Origin of the sequence: Streptomyces sp. CoH27, assembly GCF_020181035.1 — a bacterium.
Classification (GTDB): domain Bacteria; phylum Actinomycetota; class Actinomycetes; order Streptomycetales; family Streptomycetaceae; genus Streptomyces; species Streptomyces camelliae.
In genome coordinates, this window is sequence record NZ_JAIQYY010000030.1 from 1 (window position 1) to 15,197 (window position 15,197).

The window sequence follows — 15,197 nt, forward strand, 5'->3', positions numbered from 1 at the left end:
TCACCGGCTCGGACGGCCCCTTCACGGTCCACACCCGCTGGATCGAGACCGAGTTCGTCAACGAGATCAAGCCCTTCGTCCCCGCGGCGGAGGGCGGGGAGGAAGGGCTGGACGGCCGCGAGACCCTGGCGGTCGAGGTCGGCGGCAGGCGGATCGAGGTCCGGGTCCCCGCGTCACTGGGTGTGCCGCGGGCGCGTACGGCACCGGGCATGCCGTGGGGGCGTACGGCGCCGGGCGTGGCAGGCGCGCGTACGGTGCCGGGTGGCGCGCGTCAGGTCAGGCGCCGCCCGGGCGGCCGCGGTGCCGGCTCCGCCGTCTCGGGTGACACGCTGACCTCGCCGATGCAGGGCACGATCGTCAAGGTCGCCGTGGAGGAGGGCGCGACGGTCGCCGCCGGTGACCTCGTCGTCGTCCTGGAGGCGATGAAGATGGAGCAGCCCATCACCGCCCACAAGGCCGGCACGGTCGCCGACCTCCTGGTCCGGCCCGGCGCGGCACTCACCGCCGACGCCGCGATCTGCGCGATCAGGGAGTGAGGGCGATGACGACGTACCAGACGTATCAGCAGACTGCTGTACTGCTGCGCTCGTCGCCGAGCGGACCTCACCTCCCCGACGGCGGCGCGGGATTGATGGCCTCGCTGCTCCCGCCCCGGGTGGCGGCGTCGGAGGCGTTCGGACACGGGGACGAGGAGTGGTGGGGAGCGCTGCTGCCCGCCGAGGCGCGGCTCATGGCGGGCGCGGGGGCCAAACGGCGGCGGGACTTCGCCGGGGTGCGGGTGTGCGCCCGGCGCGCGCTGCGGGTGCTCGGCTTCGGGCCGGTGCCCGTGCTGCCGGGTCCGCGGGGAGAACCGCGCTGGCCGGCGGGTGTCGTGGGCTCGATGACGCACTGCGCGGGCTACCGGGCAGCGGTGGTCGCCCGCCCCGAGACGGGCCTGGCCGGACTCGGCATCGACGCCGAGCCGCACGCCCCGCTCTCCCCGGATGTGCTGGAGATGGTCGCGAGTCCCGCCGAGCGCGCGCATGTGGCGATGCTGGCCGACGGCTGGCCGCGAGTGCACTGGGGACGCGTGCTGTTCTGCGTGAAGGAGGCGGTCTTCAAGGCGTGGTACCCGCTGGCCCACACCGAACTCGGCTTCCTGGAGGCGGAGGTGGCGTTCCAGGTGAACGGCGACGGCTCCTCCGGTGGTGTCACGGCCGAGGTGCGGCGGCCGGGCCCGTTCACCGTGGTCTCGGGCCACTGGCGGGTCGCCGATGGCGTGATCGCGACCGCGGTGGTGGCGGAGGCGGCCGCGGCCTGGAAATCTGCCCAGCCGCCGGCGGCCTGATCCGCAGCGCCCTGTGCCCAACCTGTCTATTTTTCAACCAACCACGTCCAGGAGGAAGAAACGATGCGTCTCGCCGATGCCCGTGTGGAGTGCGTGACCGAGATCGCGGCCGCGCCGCAGCGGGTATGGGAGCTGGTCTCGGACATCTCCACCTCGGCCCGGCACAGCCCGGAACTGCAGGAGGTGGAGTGGCTCGACGGGGCCGAGGGTCCCGCGGTCGGCGCCTGCTTCTCCGGCCGCAACCGCAACAGCGGGCTGGGGGAGTGGCGCACGGTCAGCCGGGTCGCGCGGATGGCGGAGCAGCGCGTCTTCGAGTGGGAGGTCGTCCACTACAACGACCGGCGCCACGGCGAACCGCTGGCTGTCTGGACGTACACCCTGGAACCGCTCACCGACGGCTCCGGCACCCGCCTGCGACACGGCATGCGCTTCGGCTCGGCACACGGCCCCATGCACGAGGTCGTCGAGCGGTACCCGGACCGCGAGGAACAGATCATCGACGGCCGCCTCGCCCTGCTGCGCACGGGCATCGAGCGGACCCTGGCCGGGGTGAAGGCGGAGGCGGAGGGAGTTTTGCTGCCCTGAGGGGTGGATGGGGAAGTCCCCGGACCGTGATCGGTCCGGGGACTTCCTTCGGTGCGTCGGGTGGTGCTGTCACCACCACCCGTCGTCGTCGCAGATCACCCGGAAGCTGCCCACGACGCCGTGGTGACCGAATTTGCCGTCGCCGCCGCCGTCACGGTCGGAGCCGAATTCGCCGTCGTGGCCATGGGGCTTCACGCCGAAGGTCGCGCTGCGGGGTCCCACGATGGCGACCGGAGCGCCCCCGTCGCAGTTGAAGCCCCGGAAGACCTCGACGGTCCTCCTGCTTTCATTGAGCACATTGAAGCTCTTCGCGCCCAGTCCGCTGGCCACGGTGATGCACCCCTCGATGGAGCCGGGGAACGAACGTTCGTTGATGAAGATCCTTCCGAATCTTCTGTGGCCGTGACCGCGTCCACCGCCGCCGTGACGTCCACCGCCGTCGCGCCAACCACCGCCGTCGCGTCCACCGTCGCCGTCGCGTCCACCGCCGCCGTCGCGCCCACCGCCGTCGCGGCCCCCCTCGTCGCGGCCCCGGTTTCCGCCTCCGCCTCCGCCCCCGTTCTTGGCGCCCGAAGGGGCTGCGGCAGAAGCGGCAGAAGCTGCTGATGCGGCGTGCTGCGCAGGCTGGGCGGCATGGGGGGCCGGTTGGGCCGGGTGGTGGGCCGGTTGGGCGGGGTGGTGGAGCGGTTGGGCTGCCCGGTGGACAGAGGGGGAGGCCGGGGTGGACTCGACGGTCGAGGCGTAGGTGATGCCGGCGGCTGCAAGGACGGTCGCGCCTACTCCGGCGCCGACCACAGCGAAAGCACGCGAGGGCATGGGCACTTCTCTCTTTCTCATGTGCGTCGGCCGGACGGACGACCGACCTGCGATGAACGTACCGATAGCTCAGATAACCGGCATTCCGGGCCTGTCCAAGGTGTGACGCTGTGAGGCCAACCGGGTGTCAGGGCTTCAGGGCGCTACATGACTGCAGCCGTAGGGCATCGGCAAAGACCCCGGCAGGGTTCGACCCGCGGCACCCGCATCGGGAGTCGTGGATGTCAGCCGGCCCCTCGATACCTGTGGTCGCCCGCCTTGCGCGTTCGGGTGCGTATCTCGCGCAGGTTCCGGCTCAGGTGCCCAGGCTTGAACTCGCGATGTGTCCCCTGGTGGAGGTGGAGATCATGCCGACGTACGTCGCGTTGCTGAGCTGGACTGATCAAGGGATCCGGAACTACAAGGACACCGCGAAGCGCGCCGAGAGCTTCGCCTCAGCGGTACAAAAACTCGGGGCGAAGCTCCTGAGCATCTACTGGACCGTCGGTCCGTACGACCTCGTGGCCATTGTTGAGGCACCCGACGACGAAACAGGCGCGGCGGCACTTCTGCAGCTCGATGGGGTGGGCAACGTCCGTTCCACGACTCTGCGGGCCTTCGGCGCAGAGGAGATGCAGCACATCATCGCCAAGGCGGCCGGCTGACGAGTGCAGACGCACGCTTTTCAAGTCTGTGTTGGTGGCTTGCGGCGCGACGTGCAAGGGCGTTCACCCGTGTTCATGGGCGGGTGGCCGCCGACGCGGGGACGGCTCGGGGTCTCGTCCGAGCGGCCATGAACGAGGCTGAATGCGACGGAAACGCGGCGCTCGCTGCGACTGTTCGGCGGTGTGTCCGTGCTGCCGATTGAGCGCTCGCCACTTCTCCGCGGCTGACAGCGTGACGGCGCCGATCCAATCCGGATCGTCAGGGCCGTCCCAGATCGCCGGGTCCGGCCGATGTACAACTCCGGCTGTGCCGGAGCACTGGCGCTGGACCCCGACGGTGTGGCTGCCCTTCTTCACGTCGTTGGTCTCGTCGACAACGAGCACTGCGGCTTCGTCGTGGAGGCGCTCGACGACGTATTCGCGCACGTAATGACCTTGTCATCCGGCACGCACTCCCAGCGCCCCAGCAACTCTCCTCTGGTATCGCAATCATCCCGGCCCCCTACGTGCCAGGCTGCTGCAGCCACCAAGCGCAAGTCGGCCACTGCTGCCCGGCAGACCGGCACTATGAAGATCGCGATCTACAGCTGGTGTACTTCGACACGCATCCGACACGGCCACCCGCGAAACCCCGGCCGCAGCCGGACAGCCCCGGACTCGGTCCTTGATCGCCAAGACGGCGTCCGAGGCGCACCCGTGTCGAGCCCCACCCGCCCTGACCAGCAAAAAGCCCTCCCAATGGGAGGGCTGAGGCTATGCGCCCCCGGCAGGACTCGAACCTGCGGCCAAGCGCTTAGAAGGCGCTTGGTGTTTGAGAGGCCAGGTGGGCGCTGATCTGCTCAAACGTCCGATCAGATCCCTCTCAACTGCAAGCTTCGACACGCATTCGACTCGTATTGGGGAGGCGATCGCCGCACCGCTCAGCGTCAGACCCCCGGCTGAGCCGCCGGCGGCAAGCTGCCACTGCGCCAAAGGCGGTAGTCAGATCGAGTAGCTCCGTACGGATCACGGGAAACGAGGCACGTGTAATGAAGGCCGAGTAGCGAACCGGCGTCAACACCCAGGTTGGTAGCGAGGACCCGAGTGGGCAGCGGATGCTTGTCATTCGGGTCAAGGACCGCAACCGAATCAGCCAGCACGCCGCGAACTTCGACTACCTCGTACTCGACTCGGGTTCCGAGAGTCTCCTTCTCGTGGGAATGATCCCCGTCGAGCGGTTGATCGTATAGGCCACAGGTGTTCGCATGACGGGCGGCATCGGTCATGTTCGCCACGCTACCTAGCATCGGGGGCATTGACCGAGATCCTGGCCACCGGGAGTGACCTGCAGTTCCAGAAAGCGCCTGGCCATCTCCTCACCGCCTTCGGCCGGACCGTGCCGGGTACTCCCCAATGACCGCCGATGGATGTGGTTCCTATCCACGCCCATCGAGTGGCGAGCTCGCCGTCGTGTCTCGGCTAGGGGTTGATCGGGATCTCATAGACGATCTCGCAGTGAGCTGCAGGCACGATGATGTCCGCCGTCTCCACGGGCCGCCCCTGGTCGCTGTAGTACGTCCGCCGGATGTGCGTGACGAGGGCGGCCTTCTGGATGCCCAGGAGTGACGCCTCCTCGGCGGTTGCCTGCCGCGGCTCCGGCTGCTCCACCGCATGGCTGACAGTGACGCCGATCGCGGCCATGCGATTCACGACGCCCGCCCCTGCATGCGGCCCTCCTTCGGGGAGGACGACGAGGGTGCCGGCGGTGAGGTCGTACGGCTCCCAGCTCGTAGAGAGCTGCACCGGCCTGCCGTCGGCCAGGAACTCGTACGTCGTCCGGACGCACAGGTCGCCCTCGGCGATGCCGAGCCGCGCCGCGATATCCGTCGGCGCCGGCACCTTGGCCTCGGTCCGGCTCTCCCAGTCTCCTTGCCTGCCCACGGCCTTCATGTCCGCTCGGAACGGCGACCCGTCGGGCCGCTCACGCGCCGACGAACGGACCACTCGGACCCGCTGCCGGGGCTCGGCGACGTACGTGCCTGAACCCGCGCGGCCCTCCAGCACACCCTGGGAGATCAGCAGCTCCTGAGCCCGGCGGACCACGTTCTCGCCCACTCCGCACTCCTGGCCGATCTGGGCGCGGGACGGCAGGCGGTCCCCGGGCTCCCACACGTGCTCCGCGATCCGCCGCCGGAGTTCGTCAGCGATGCGGAGGTAGGGCGGCTGCTCAGGCATATGGAAAATCTAGTCCACTAGCTCTAATCTAGTTAACTAGCTTCACTGAAAGTGATCGCCGGTTGACGGAGGCTGCCCTGTGCCCGCTTCGGGAGTTAGCGCGGCGGCCATCGCTGCCCGGCTGTCGGCCGTCGGGCTCCCCGCGCGCGTGGAGGAGCACGACCGGTACTGGTCGGTCGAAGCGGAGGTGCCCCAATCGCTCTCCGCCGACTTATGGCGGGAGGTCCTGGAAGTGGTGGCCGAGGCCGATCGGTTCGGGCTCCTGGCCACCAGCTTGAACGGCCGCACCCTCTGGGCGGTCGTACACAAAGCGGTCCCCACGACGGGCGATGTCGGGGGACCGAGCCATCAGCGATAGGAGCTGAGCAGCGTGCTCAACCGTATCCGCCGTGCCGTCTCGCTCACCAGAGCGCGGTACGCCCCCAAGGGCAGGCACCGCCGCCCCTTAACGCCCTCTCGACCGAAGGCCGCCCGGGCCTTCCCGGCGTTCGCCGAGGCGTCGGCGCCCTTCCTGGGCCGCGTTTCCGAGAGCGCGAACCATCGACACCGGCTCGCGGGGGAGGACAACGCACTCGTCCGCCAGTACGTGCTGGCCTGGGAGGAACGAGTAAGGCCACGGGCGGTGGTCGTCGCTTCCCATCTGCCGACTGAAGCCTGGTCAGCCCTGACGGGGGTCCGCTGATGCCTCCTCGCCAACAGTTTCACGTCACCGACGCCTCGGCCGTCCCCTACCAGTCGACCGCGTGCCGTATCGGCACACACCCTGTCTGCGCGGAGTTTTCCTCGGCCTCCGCGCCGATCGACCTGCCGGTTGTCTACGAGACGTGCGCCTGCGTATGTCACTCGGTGTCGGACTGCTCCACTCCCACAGAGGTGCAGCGGTGAGCGGCTGGGCACCCGGTGGCGCGCTAGTTTCCACCATTGAGGTCACCGCGACCACCGTGCAGCGTGGCGACGTCATTCACCTCGGTGGCAGGGCGTGCCGGGTTATGGACCTCTTCCAACTCCCACAAGGGGCCAAACAACTGCTCTTCGAGTCGGGTGAGCTGCTGACCATACACACGCGAACCCGGCTTGCCGCCGTTCGCGTACGGAGAAGGCGGTGACCCGGTCTGTGCCTTCACGCCATCATGACATCGCCGACGATCTCCGACACCAGATCACAACCGGCCGCATCAAACCCGGCGAACGCCTGCCGTCCGAGGCTGGCCTCGCCGACCGATACAAGGTCAGTACGGTGACACTGCGAAGTGCCCTCGCGGTCCTCCAGAGCGAAGGTCTCGTCGAGAAGATCCACGGCAAAGGCAATTTCGTCCGCCGCCCACTCCGCAAGGTCGTGTACGTCGGCGGATGGGGGACGCTGGACCCATGGACCGCCGCTGAAGCGGCCCTGCGCGTCACTGTTCGCACCACCACCGTGCAGGCGGACGGGCATCTGACGACCTTGCTGAAGGTGCCGACGGGCAGCCCTCTCGCCGAGTTCTTCTGCATCAGCCACGAGGGAGACTCACCGCACGGTCTGGCCCGCATCTACATCCCGCGCGACCTGGCACAGGCCGGAGTGCTGGGCGACGACTCCTCGTGGCGGGAGACGGCCACGCGATTCGCCGTCCTGAGCTCGCCGCCGGCAGCTGTCCAGGAGACGGTATGTGCCCGTCCACCGACGCCGGACGAGGCATCGGCCCTCCGGATCGGCTCCGCCGTTGCAGTCCTAGCGATCACAAGGGTCGCGACCGACTTCACCGGTCGAGTCGTCGAGGCCGCGCTTCTCGCGTTCCCAGGGGATCGTGTCGACGCGGTCTTCACCACCCACCACATGGCCGATGAGAGGCAGACGCAACGATGACGGCACCGAACGAGCTGCGGCTCCTGCCGTGGTCTGGTCCGGAGGGGAAGCCCTGCTACCTGAACACCGACGATAAGACGGGCTATATGTCCCGCTTGGCGGACAACATCGAAGCGGTGCAACTGGGAACGGCGGCCGAGCTGCTGGAGCACGCCTCGGAAACCCTCGACGATCAGGAGGCAGGCCTTGAGGACCTGCGACGGCTGGCGAAGGAACTGACCTGCGCTTTGCGGGACGTACTCCGCGTTGCGACCAGCCGCGGTCACCTCCTAGTGGTGAGTGATCCCCAACGCTCCTGAAGAGGACGGCTGAGCTCGGTGACTGCTGGCGGTGAGGTTCCGCTCCCCTTTAGGGGAAACGAACCCGGGCTTCTCTACGGCCGCCATGCCTGACTTGCCGGTCTATTAAGCACGGGTCTCGCTGGCCAGCGGGACTGACGAAGCCCATGGCTCTGACCTGGTCGGATGCCGTGGGCTTCTGTCGTTGTCTGTCGGCGACGGCTAACCTCGGACGGCCCAGAGACGGCCTGGCTGCCGCAGGGCGCCCCTCCTGGCGCTGGCCGCTGGCATGCTGGCAACGAGGGGGAGCCATGGCACTGGGACGCAAGGGATCACGGCGCATAGTCGTTGACGGCACGAGCTACCGCTGGCGGCTACGACGCAGGCCCACCTACGGCCAGGGTCTCTGCTGGTCGCCGTGTACGTACGCCGTGGAGCATGCGGAGCACCCTGGTACGACCCTGGTCGTCACCACGAACCAACCTCACACCAGCAACTGGCTCGAACGCCCGAGCAACCCGGTCTTGCCCTCCAATGTCGCCGAGGCCATCACGGCTGCCCTGCAGCAGGGATGGGTTCCGACTCGTGCGGGCTCACCGTTGCACCTCGACCAGTCCGCCGGCTTCTCTCCCTCGCTCTGAAGTGGGTAACGAGCGCACCGCTTTAGGAGTTCGATCCGGAGTCCGTGGGCTCGGTGATGCTGACCGCTTTCCCAGTCGCATAAAGACGCTTGCGTGCGTCTCTGTCTGGTGTCGTTGATGTCAGGCATGGATGTCAGCGGGCTGCTGACTAGAGCCGCTGACGGGTTCTAGAGCCACAGACAGCGGCCAGCCGCTAGGGTCGCGCGCATGGGTGCCACGACTGCCGCCATGGTCACTGCCGTCGTTGGAGTGCTCGGCACGCTCCTGGCGCCTGTGATCACGACTTGGACGACGAAGCGCCAGCGGGCGGAAGAGAGGCAGGCTGAGGAGGGAAGGCGGGTCTTTGAGGAGCGGCGCGCTGCGTATAGCGCTATGAACCGCGCGTCCCGTCACTTCCACACCATGCTGAAAGACGCCCTCCACCGCATGCGAGACGGTGTCTACACCGACGACGACCGCGCCCAGGTCGAGGAGGCGCGGCGGGACTACCGGGATCGCTACGCCGAGGCTCAGATGATCGTCCCCGAAGCGGTACTCAGGGCATCTCGCGAGTTGAACGTTGTCCTGGCCGCGATCGACGCTACTGCCAAGCGCATTGATCGGGGTCTGGCTCGGGAAGGGGAGAGCGCGGATCAGGCACTCATCGACCTGAAGGCGGCAGAACCCGCACTGACTGCCATGCGCCGGATCATGCGTGAGGACCTGGGCGTGTCTGACTAACCCTGTCTTGCCTACGGGACCGCTTTGTCCCGAAGCAACTTGGAGCGGCCGTTGTGCTTGGGGTGTAGTGCCTGTCATCTGCGCTAATGGTCCGCTGACGTCCACGGGTGTTCGCCGTTGTGCGTCGTGGTTGTCACGCAGTTAGACACTCAGTGTGCCTCGCCCGCATCGCTCTAGGGGTGTGTTATGCGCGAGCCACGCGATCTCTAGGCCCGCTCCACCAGTTCAATCGCGATGGGCGCGGCGGACTCGATCTCGATCGTGGCCCCTTCATCCTCCTGGAGGGCGTCAGAGGAAACGTCGATGGGGAGTACGACCAGTCTCGTGTGCGGTCGAGGAAGCCGACCCAGGTCCAGGGGCGGATCGTGACGCAGGATGTCGACGACGCGAACGAGCGTCTCGGGGATGCTGACGCTGCACAAGTCCCCACGGTTTAGGTACTGAGGGCTCGGCTCGGTGCGAAACAGCGTGTACGACCACTCCCACGAGCCAGGGTCAACGGGAAAGGCCACTTGCCCGTTCCATCGGAACCGTGAGTCCGGATCGACCTTCTCCCAGGGCCACTCCACAGAGATGTAGAAGCCCCGAACGTCGGCAACTCGCGCCCTCGCTGGCGAGCAACCCACTCGCAGTACATCGCCCACCTGGTAGGCCGGTCGACCGGCTTCGCGCTTCACCACGCTGTTCCTAACATGTCTGATCCGTGTCCGAAGGCTACGGCTGGTTGCTGTCTTCTTCTTGCCCTGGGTCTTGTCGGGGATCTTGGTGAACTCGGTTTTTGACGGTCAGGGGCGGTGGGCTCGTGCGCCTGGTGGTCGTCGTTGGTCGTCATTGGCCACTGTTGAGCGGCCTCGGACGGCCCAGAGACGGCCCAGAAAAACGACCCGGCGGCCCGCTCGGCGGCCTACGAGCTGATGGGCAACTCCCGGGCTCGTTGGCGAGCTTGGGCCCGTAGCTCCTTCAAGCGGAACGCGTTGTGACGGTTCTGGTCGAGGTTCAGTGGGAGGTCGAGTCGGGAGATGAGCTGTGACTCGAGGTCCCACGGTTCGTTCTGCTCGATCCAGCACACTCGCGCGTTGTCCGCCATCCACTGGCTCAGGGTGGCTTCGCCGGCCTTGCCGAAGGTCATCCGCTTGCCGCTGCCCACGCGGCGCAGTTCAAGTCCGAGCAGGCAGCCGAGGGTGAGCCGGAGGGTCGAGCCGGCCGCGTTGCCCCGGTAGTGGTAGCGCACCCGCTTGCGCAGGTTCTGCGTGCTGGTCCGGTTCGCCATGTACCGCGGTGCTATCCCGACGTAGAACAGGCGCCCAGCGTCCAGGTCCTGGTGGGGCGGCTGCTTGAAGTGCCACCCGTAGACCCCTGCTGCCGCCGGGACAGGGCTAGGACGCACCAAGACCTCTGGCGCCGACCACAACCGATCGGGACTGACGAGAGCGGTAGTTTCCACGAACCCTCCAGGCGTGCCACGAATGATCGCCGCAGGCTACTGGGCGACGCTAACAGAAGGCCCCAGCGTGCACAGCTATGTGACATCAGCTTGGGAAGCTGCGAGCATTTGCGGTTTGTTCGGGCGCTGACCTGCGCGAACGGTCACGATGGGGCCTCGTAGGGGTGGGCCGCTTTCACCGTGATGCCCCGCTGTTCCCCGCTCGATCTGGTGCGCTTGTGGTGCGGCCGTGGTGCAGACCACGGCCACAACTTCTGATCGGTAGCTCTGAAAGCTGTCGCTCATGGTCGTTGGCTGCACTTCGCTGCTGTACTCGCAGGCGCGCTGACTTGCTGCGGAGGGCGGCGTAATCAGCCGTAGGTGCGACGTAGCGTTCTGGGCTTGCCCAGCTACGACCTGTGCTGGGAAGATTCAACGCATAGTAGCGGCTTGAGCACCTGGGAGACGTGAGTGAGCCTCCATGAAATCTCTGGTCTGGCGAAAGCGCTCATTGCCGAGCCGGCAGAAGACTCAGGAAGCGATACATCCTCCAGGTACAACTTCCAGTATCAATGCGCAGCGCGCCACTGCTTCGCAATGCTCACCGACTCGCGATTGAAAGGTGTGGTTTGCGAATGGCACGTTGACTACGTGCTTATATATGACGACGGAACAAATGAACTAGTATCAGTAAAACATCGAGAGCCTCAAACGGGCCCATGGCCTTTCTCGGAACTTTGGACAAAGGGTGGCCTGGCGACACTATATGCCCGCTGGAGGGCCACGCCCGAGGCGAAATGCCGTCTCGTCACCAATGGTTCTATGAAATCCACCCGAGACATAGCCGCCGCGTTTTCTCAATCCTTGGCCAGTCAGGATGTCGAAGATTACGTAACTGATGCTGCGGACAAACTCGATTGCGATGCAGAAGAGGCAAGGGAGTTTCTGAAAGCGCTACGCATCGAGCATGGAATTCCGGACAGAGTCACTCTGCGTGCACATTCGATCGTAAATCTCGTGGAGGGTGCCCTAGCTGAGTCAAGTATTAGAGATTGCAACGCTGCTGAGGCTTGGGACGCTGTCGTAAATCTTGTTGCATCGAAGTCTAGAGATCTCGACAACCGTGACTTCTCATCCATTGACTTGGCGAGCCCGAAGGCCCTCGATTCAGACGTCCTTACTTCCGCTAAGGCTGTGAGGCGCACGATTACACGGCCCCAAGTGGTGAACGCTCTCTCATTGTCACGCGAGGAGGCCATAGCGGATTATCCCCACACGTCCAACTTGTGGATGCGTGAACCCGTCTCCGATTTTTTCGGCAGAAGAGACACTCTTCAGAAAATTGAAGAATCGCTGAAGGATGGACTGGCATCTAAGCCTTCACTTGCGCTCATCGGGATGAGCGGCGTGGGAAAAAGTGAGCTGCTTGCACAATATGCCTGGGAGCATGCGGAGCAGTATAAGTTTGTATGGTGGGTCCGAGCGGATTCCTTGAACGCCATGGTAACCGACCTATCTTTTCTTTCCGAGGAACTTGGCTTGTCGGCACCGGATTCCGATGACGGACTTCGGCGAATGAAGCAATATTTCCTCAAGAATCGTGGCCTGATTCTTTTGGATGGGGCGCCCGCGAATCAGGAAATTCTGAATTTCATCCCAAAAGTTTCTGCGACTCAGTTCTTGATCTCAAGTCTCGACCAGAGCTGGGCGGCAAATGTGGCGACAATCAACGTCGCACCGCTTAGCGATGCCGATGCCATAGCACTGTTGGCGTCGACTCTCTCTGATGCATCCCAGGACGATCTTGTAGCCCTTAATGAAGCCTTGAACGGGCTTCCCCTGGCACTGAGACAGGCCGCTGGCTACATCGCTACCTCGGGCATCCCACTGGGCACCTATACAAGTATGGTGCGTGACCGAGCGAGTGAGCTCTTGAGTCGGTCAGCGCCACCGGAGCATGTAGGGCTCACTGCTGCGCTATCGATAACCACTGAACGATTGAAGAAAGATCATTCGAACGCTCTTGCGCTTTTGCATGTCTTCTCCTTCCTGGCCCCGCACGGATTTCCGACCGAGCTTTTCAAAATCGAGCTAACTCCAGCCGGGCAAGGGCGAGAAGATGGCGCTGTGGTTCTACCAACTTCCGTAGAAGTCGAACAGCTTGCAGCTACCGAGCTTACGGGTATCTCTCATAGCGCGGCTAGGCTTCTTGAACTTCTCAAGGATCACCTTTCTCTCTTTGATGCGGTGGCGGACCTTCAAAGGTTTTCCTTGGTTGAAGCGCAGCAGAACGGCGTTAGCTGCCATGCTCTCACTCAAGCCGTGGTACGCCAGTCACTCACACAGGAGCAGACGGCTGAGGCCTTGGAAGTGGCAACGGTGCTCCTGAATAAGGTCGCTAACCTAAGTCCCTTTGACTCACGGTTCTGGCCGCACTACAGGCACATGATGCCTCACTTCGAGGCTCTCCTTGTCTACTTGGAGGATCGCGGTCAGCTTCCTGAAAGCACTATCCTCTTTTATTCCGCGATTACATTGAATCTCGGAATGCAGGGTTTCAAGGGGACTAGCCTTTCCTATGCGGACAAGGCAATGGCCAAGATAACCAGCCGAGATGACGTAGCCGTAACCACGAGGGTATTTGTTCGTACGCTGCTTGTTGAGGCTCTAACTGGTTCTGACCGTTGGAACGATGCTCTTCGAGTGGTAGACGAAACTATGGCACTCGCTGCAGAAGAGCCAGTGGATAGCGTCTCGATGGCGACTCTGCACACGAAGAAGGCAGCGGTTCTCCACTTGCAGGGTAAGCTAGAAGAGGCGCTCCTTGAATTTGATAAGGCTCATACCTACGCTGAATCCTGCGTTGACTCTGATGACATGTCAACCCTCAAACGCTCAGTGAGGGCGAATAAAGCCACGCTGAAACGTGAAATGGGCGACGCTCATGGTTCAGCACAGGAGTTCAGGGCGCTAATTTCGGAGTATCCAGAGACTTCAACACGTAACGGTCTGGCCACTCTTTACAGCAATTTGGCTCTCGCGTATCTAGACGCCACGGAGTTCCAGGATGCGTTGACGGCATCGGAGAAGGCGCTCGAAATTGATTACGAGAATTCCGACGGATTTCATCTTGATGCGGCACGTGATTGGAATAATGCAGGGCTAGCGCTACTCGAATTGAGTAGAGCTGATGATGCTGCCGCAGCCTTCGAGGCTGCACTACGTATACACGAGCACCTAGGAAACGTGGGATCAACGCTTGATCTCATTGTGCGCATGAATCTTGGCCGAACGCAGTTGGCTGGAATGGATTTCATTGCAGCGCGAAAGACGTTCGAAGAGACGTTGAAGCGGCAAGAGGAGGTCCTCGGCCCTAGGCATCGCGACATTGCATCGACGTTGGCCAACTTGGCGGTCGTCTATACAGGCATGCGACTCTTTGGGAATGCGGCCTCGGCGGCCCATCGAGCGATCAAGATCGATCTCGTGGTTTACGGTGAGGGGCATCCTGAACTTATCCCTGATTACAATAACTTGGCTGGCGCGCTGATGATGGCGGGGAACTATCGAGCAGCCTTGAAGTGGCTACGCAAAGGGTATGAAATCGCCCTAGAGACATTTGGGTCTGGAAACGTTAGAGTTGGATACTGTTTGGAAAAGATTGCTGTTTGCGTATACAGTGGTGGTAATGCTGCCGAAGGGATTTCTGTCATGAGTGAAACCGTGGCAATTTTTGAGTCCAAGCTTGGCGCCGATCACCCTGAGACGATGTCCTGTCGTTCCCTCCTAGGGCAGATGCGTCAGCGTAAGTTCCCCCTAGATTGGGCAAGCATCTGAGCGCCGTCGATCGAGGTCGGTGGAGCGGCTTTGGGGTGGCGCTGCTTTGGCGCGAGTGATCATGGCCCCGTAAGCTTCCGGCGCGTCGGGCAGTCTGTGGACCTGCCCGGTAAAGCACGACGTTGGGGCCATGATCTTCGAGGCTCGCGCCAAAGTGGCTCCGTAAAGCCGTGGAGCCGACCGCCCCAGCCACGACGTACCTCTTGTCTGGCATTAGGCGGCTGATTGCTGTGAGCGCGGCACGGGCGCCGGCCGGGCTGGAGCGGGGCGGAGACATGAGCGCAGGCCCGGCCGGGGGCCGGGCCGCGCGCGGTGAGCGGAGCGAGCCGCCTTGATGAAGTAGGGAAAGTCTTATCCCTCGGCTGGGTGGGCCTCTTGTCCGATCCCGGGTGATGCTTGACAGTTCGATCCCAGCTGATGGTTGACACTGGCCGTGATCGGCTTTTCTGCGCGCATCGTTGCGGTGCATGGCAGGAGGCCGGGATTGGCGCTGGTGGAGTTGTCGGTTGTCGAGGCCGACCTCACGGCCGCTCACTCTGGTGGTGCATGGGTGGCCGATCGAGCACTTCGACGTACATGATCCGGTCATCCACGACGTCCAGGCACAGCATGCCTCGCGAGGGCAAGAGAGGCACGCACCGATGGCCGGCGCCGTATGGCTGCCCCTGCGGATGAGCTGCTGTCTGGAAGCTCTGGCAAAAGTCATCGCCGCAGCCGCACTCGTCAACCAGACGAAGATCCCACGCACAGATGGCTAGCTCACGTTCTCCTTCGTTCTCCAGGAGAGTGATCAGCTCTGTGACGAGCTCCGGGAAGACGGTGCGGACAAGGGGGTAGTCCTGCTCCATGACCGGAGGGTAACTGGA

17 protein-coding genes, 1 tRNA gene and 1 pseudogene are annotated in these 15,197 nt (G+C 64.1%); 12 read left to right on the top strand and 7 right to left on the bottom strand.

Annotation, left to right across the window (positions count from 1 at the left end; translation table 11 throughout):
* From LE548_RS36975 to LE548_RS36985, 3 genes are all read left to right on the top strand, one after another.
* The coding region (locus LE548_RS36975; protein WP_308030982.1) for a biotin/lipoyl-containing protein at positions 1-536 on the top strand (536 nt) is incomplete at its 5' end.
* A 5-nt stretch (positions 537-541) separates the two neighbouring features.
* The gene (locus LE548_RS36980) at positions 542-1,327 is read left to right on the top strand and encodes a 4'-phosphopantetheinyl transferase (RefSeq protein WP_225101420.1); all 786 of its coding nucleotides are present in this window, start codon (positions 542-544) and stop codon (positions 1,325-1,327) included.
* Between the two features lie 63 nt (positions 1,328-1,390).
* Positions 1,391-1,912: an SRPBCC family protein gene (locus tag LE548_RS36985; RefSeq protein WP_225101421.1), complete on the top strand. Its 522-nt coding sequence runs from the start codon at positions 1,391-1,393 to the stop codon at positions 1,910-1,912.
* Between the two features lie 69 nt (positions 1,913-1,981).
* On the opposite strand, the gene LE548_RS36990 is transcribed toward LE548_RS36985, so the two are convergent.
* Positions 1,982-2,242, bottom strand: a complete 261-nt coding sequence (locus LE548_RS36990; protein WP_225101422.1) for a hypothetical protein — start codon at positions 2,240-2,242, stop codon at positions 1,982-1,984.
* 833 nt (positions 2,243-3,075) lie between these two features.
* On the opposite strand from LE548_RS36990, the gene LE548_RS36995 reads away from it, so the two are divergent.
* The gene (locus LE548_RS36995; RefSeq protein ID WP_225101493.1) at positions 3,076-3,372 is read left to right on the top strand and encodes a GYD domain-containing protein; all 297 of its coding nucleotides are present in this window, start codon (positions 3,076-3,078) and stop codon (positions 3,370-3,372) included.
* A gap of 294 nt (positions 3,373-3,666) precedes the next feature.
* Here the strand turns inward: LE548_RS36995 and LE548_RS37000 are convergent.
* From LE548_RS37000 to LE548_RS37010, 3 genes and pseudogenes are all read right to left on the bottom strand, one after another.
* Positions 3,667-3,798 (bottom strand): annotated as a pseudogene (locus LE548_RS37000) (transposase); the annotation flags it as partial.
* A gap of 332 nt (positions 3,799-4,130) precedes the next feature.
* Positions 4,131-4,201: transfer RNA gene (locus LE548_RS37005), tRNA-Ser, on the bottom strand.
* 629 nt (positions 4,202-4,830) lie between these two features.
* Positions 4,831-5,586, bottom strand: coding sequence for a GntR family transcriptional regulator (locus LE548_RS37010; RefSeq protein WP_225101423.1), 756 nt, complete (start codon positions 5,584-5,586; stop codon positions 4,831-4,833).
* A gap of 79 nt (positions 5,587-5,665) precedes the next feature.
* Here LE548_RS37010 and LE548_RS37015 point away from each other — a divergent pair, with 79 nt between their 5' ends.
* The 7 genes from LE548_RS37015 to LE548_RS37040 all read left to right on the top strand — a co-directional run bounded on the left by LE548_RS37015 (position 5,666) and on the right by LE548_RS37040 (position 9,071).
* Positions 5,666-5,944 (top strand): hypothetical protein, encoded by a 279-nt coding sequence (locus LE548_RS37015; RefSeq protein WP_225101424.1) that lies wholly within the window; start codon positions 5,666-5,668, stop codon positions 5,942-5,944.
* 12 nt (positions 5,945-5,956) lie between these two features.
* Positions 5,957-6,268, top strand: a complete 312-nt coding sequence (locus LE548_RS46740; RefSeq protein ID WP_374116223.1) for a hypothetical protein — start codon at positions 5,957-5,959, stop codon at positions 6,266-6,268.
* 199 nt (positions 6,269-6,467) lie between these two features.
* Entirely contained in the window at positions 6,468-6,692 is a 225-nt protein-coding gene (locus LE548_RS37020; RefSeq protein ID WP_225101425.1) for a hypothetical protein, read from the top strand.
* Positions 6,689-7,432, top strand: a complete 744-nt coding sequence (locus LE548_RS37025) for a GntR family transcriptional regulator (protein ID WP_225101426.1) — start codon at positions 6,689-6,691, stop codon at positions 7,430-7,432. The genes LE548_RS37020 and LE548_RS37025 overlap by 4 nt, the downstream gene beginning before the upstream one ends.
* On the top strand, positions 7,429-7,731 hold the full coding sequence (locus tag LE548_RS37030) for a hypothetical protein (RefSeq protein WP_225101427.1): 303 nt from the start codon (positions 7,429-7,431) through the stop codon (positions 7,729-7,731). The genes LE548_RS37025 and LE548_RS37030 overlap by 4 nt, the downstream gene beginning before the upstream one ends.
* Before the next feature lie 290 nt (positions 7,732-8,021).
* On the top strand, positions 8,022-8,351 hold the full coding sequence (locus LE548_RS37035; RefSeq protein ID WP_225101428.1) for a hypothetical protein: 330 nt from the start codon (positions 8,022-8,024) through the stop codon (positions 8,349-8,351).
* A gap of 207 nt (positions 8,352-8,558) precedes the next feature.
* Complete coding sequence (locus LE548_RS37040; protein WP_225101429.1) at positions 8,559-9,071, top strand: hypothetical protein; 513 nt, start codon at positions 8,559-8,561, stop codon at positions 9,069-9,071.
* Between the two features lie 206 nt (positions 9,072-9,277).
* Here the strand turns inward: LE548_RS37040 and LE548_RS37045 are convergent, their stop codons facing one another.
* Together LE548_RS37045 and LE548_RS37050 are read right to left on the bottom strand one after the other, a co-directional pair.
* Complete coding sequence (locus tag LE548_RS37045; RefSeq protein WP_225101430.1) at positions 9,278-9,751, bottom strand: hypothetical protein; 474 nt, start codon at positions 9,749-9,751, stop codon at positions 9,278-9,280.
* A 224-nt stretch (positions 9,752-9,975) separates the two neighbouring features.
* On the bottom strand, positions 9,976-10,341 hold the full coding sequence (locus tag LE548_RS37050; protein WP_225101431.1) for a GIY-YIG nuclease family protein: 366 nt from the start codon (positions 10,339-10,341) through the stop codon (positions 9,976-9,978).
* Positions 10,342-10,965: 624 nt separating this feature from the next.
* Between LE548_RS37050 and LE548_RS37055 the strand changes: the two genes are divergently transcribed.
* Positions 10,966-14,331, top strand: a complete 3,366-nt coding sequence (locus LE548_RS37055) for a dsDNA nuclease domain-containing protein (protein WP_225101432.1) — start codon at positions 10,966-10,968, stop codon at positions 14,329-14,331.
* A 521-nt stretch (positions 14,332-14,852) separates the two neighbouring features.
* Here the strand turns inward: LE548_RS37055 and LE548_RS37060 are convergent.
* The gene (locus LE548_RS37060) at positions 14,853-15,179 is read right to left on the bottom strand and encodes a hypothetical protein (protein WP_225101433.1); all 327 of its coding nucleotides are present in this window, start codon (positions 15,177-15,179) and stop codon (positions 14,853-14,855) included.
* Between the last annotated feature and the right edge of the window lie 18 nt (positions 15,180-15,197).